Raw genomic sequence first — 2,538 nt, 5'->3', positions numbered from 1 at the left:
CGTCGGGAGTGGAAGCGCTGGTTGACGAGCGGTTGGTCATCGCCGTTCCTGACGGTGATGGACCCGTTCTCAGTCAGCAGATGGGCGCCTACCTCCACGGCGCCGGGCTGACCGCGAAGGTGGGGTATGGGGGTGCCTATGCGCAGGCCAGCGGCTTCCGCTGGAGCTATTTCGAGGCACGGGAATCGTTGACCAGGGGCTTGCCCGTGAACACCCCTGACCGGCTGAGTCTGACCTCCCTGCTGATGGCCAGCGAGGATGTGCCACTCGCCGATCTCGCTGCTGAAGCGTTGGATCCGGTCGTGGCGTTTGACCAGCGCCATCACGCCGAGTTGATGGTGACGCTTGAGCGGTACCTGATGCTGAACGGGTCGGTCGCCGCGGTCGCTGAGGCGTTGCAGCTTCATCGGAACACCGTGCGTTACCGGTTGCAGCAGATCCAGGACCTGAGCGGCTACGACCCGGGAGTCACCGCCGACCGGGTTCACCTGTACCTCGCCCTGAACGTGCGGGGACTCCGGTAGCCGGGCAGCGGTGACACAAATTGTCCGAAAAGTGCTGGTCTTTCGTCAGACGGCGTGGTCAAATTACGTCAGCCAGACAGCACCGCCCCCAGCGTCGCGCATCCGGCGGATGCCGCTCAAGGGGGACTTGAGGGCCTTTCTCAAGGAAGAGACGTGGTCTCATGACGCACCGTAATCGACTGATGACCTTCGGCACGTGTGCCGCACTCATCGCTGGTTCTACCTTTCTGGCTGCCTCACCCGCAGTAGCCGCGCCCGCCTCGGCCTCCTGCGTTGCTGCCCAGTCTGCGCTGGGGGCTGCCCTGGACTCCGCGTCAGTGGACATCGGCCTGGCCTACGACCTGAAAACCGCGCTGGCCGCCATCGAGGCCGCTTCCGAGGCACTCGATCAGGCCTGGATAGACGCCGACATCGCAGCAGTTCATGAATACGCAGCGTACGACGCCGCGATTGCGGCCTTTGAAACGGCGGCGATGGCCCTGGAAACAACCCAGGCTGCTCTGGACGCGGCACAGACCGCGAAGTTCCTCGCCGATGACCGTGTTGTGGCCGCCGCGCTGGCGCTCGCTGACGTGGCAGACGGCGACGACGTCGCTCGCCTCGCCGCTGAGGCAGAGCTCGCCGCCGCTCTGGCCTTCCAGGTCGAGGCGACAACCGTGCTGGCTGCACGGCAGGCGGAACGGGACACAGCACCCGAGGCATTCGCTGCGGCTGATGAAGCGCTGATGGAAGCACAGCTGGCACTGGAAGATGCGCTCTACACCGAAGCAGTAGTCGCGGCCGAGAACACCTACTACGCCGCGATCGAGACCATCGAAGCAGTTCTTGCCGCTCTGGGCGGCGCCGGCACCGGTACCAGTATCGAAGAGGTCCAGGTGCTGGTGAACGCTGCGCTCGCTGCCTGCGCTGCGCCGGGCACGGGAGAGGGTGCCGGCGAGGACTTCGAGGTGCCGGTTGTCGTTGTCGCACCCACCGCCCCGGCGGCGCCCGGCCCGATCGGCACCGGGACCACTGCGGCAGCCGGGAGGGGATTGAACATCCAGACCGCAGCTGCTGACCCAGCACCTGACACTGCAAGCGCCCTGACCTTTGGCGGGGCGGCGGGAGCGGCGTTGGTGCTTTTGTCAGGTGCTGGCGTGTGGCTCCGCCGCTCCACCCGGGCCTGAGCATGCGCGGCTGGCGGGGCCCCCCGGCCCGGTGGACCGGTCTGGCGCTGTCTGCTGCCCTGATCGTTGCCGCTACGTCGGTGGCGGGCGAAGCCTCATCTGAACCTGTCACGTTCGACCGCCAGACCGTGGCCGCTGCCTTCGCTCCAGTCCAGCCGGCCGAACCGCCAGCGGCAACGGCAACGGCAACGGCTGCACCATCGGTTCCCGCCCCGGAACCAGCCGCGTCACCGCCTGGCTGGCTCACTGTGGAGGCCGCAGGGATCGACCAATCAATCCTGCCCCTCACCCCCTCGGCGGAGGAGTTTGCATCGCAGTCAATCGTGCCGCCGTTGACCGAGGATGCCTACTGGCTGACATCCTTTGGGACACCGGGGCTGGCGTCGGAAGACACCACCTACATCACCGGCCACAGCTGGGAGGGCCGTGACGCCCCCTTCAACCGACTGAGCACCGACGCCAACGTGGGCGATTCGATTGTGCTCACCACCGAAACGGGCGTTCTCGACTACGTCATCGATTCGGTGACCACCCACGACAAGAACACCCTGAAGGACAGCGAGATCTGGAATGTCGTGCCCAACCGTCTGGTGCTGATCAGTTGCTACACCGAAGACATTTGGGGCAAAAACGTAGTCATCACGGCCAGCCCAGCGGGCAGCGTCTAGAAGTCGTGCCGGTTCAGTACATTGCGGTTACCGCGTCCGGCGTTGGCCGGACGCTTGAGCCGCTGGGCGGACTTGACCGATTCCTTCCGGCTACGGTCCGGACTGCTGCCGTTCGCCTTCAGCATGAACAGGACCGGCTGACTTACCGTGCGGCTCACGCCGTGTTCCGGCTCATGGCGG

General features: G+C 65.8%; 4 protein-coding genes. 3 read left to right on the top strand and 1 reads right to left on the bottom strand.

Annotated features, from left to right (window positions below):
• The 3 genes from K728_RS0108010 to K728_RS0108000 all read left to right on the top strand — a co-directional run.
• A partial coding sequence (locus K728_RS0108010; protein ID WP_035747571.1) for a PucR family transcriptional regulator occupies positions 1-524 on the top strand: 524 nt, incomplete at its 5' end.
• Positions 525-685: 161 nt separating this feature from the next.
• Positions 686-1,690: a hypothetical protein gene (locus K728_RS0108005; protein ID WP_156808951.1), complete on the top strand. Its 1,005-nt coding sequence runs from the start codon at positions 686-688 to the stop codon at positions 1,688-1,690.
• The gene (locus tag K728_RS0108000) at positions 1,663-2,358 is read left to right on the top strand and encodes a class F sortase (RefSeq protein WP_019481796.1); all 696 of its coding nucleotides are present in this window, start codon (positions 1,663-1,665) and stop codon (positions 2,356-2,358) included. The genes K728_RS0108005 and K728_RS0108000 overlap by 28 nt, the downstream gene beginning before the upstream one ends.
• Here the strand turns inward: K728_RS0108000 and K728_RS18855 are convergent.
• Positions 2,355-2,538 (bottom strand): hypothetical protein (locus tag K728_RS18855; RefSeq protein ID WP_035747569.1); only part of this gene is annotated, 184 nt, incomplete at its 5' end. The two genes, K728_RS0108000 and K728_RS18855, sit on opposite strands and share 4 nt — an antisense overlap.

Source organism: Arthrobacter sp. CAL618 (assembly GCF_000468215.1).
Taxonomy (GTDB): domain Bacteria; phylum Actinomycetota; class Actinomycetes; order Actinomycetales; family Micrococcaceae; genus Arthrobacter_D.
The sequence above is the reverse complement of the archived record's forward strand: the minus strand, read 5'-3'. Positions and strand labels throughout refer to the sequence as shown.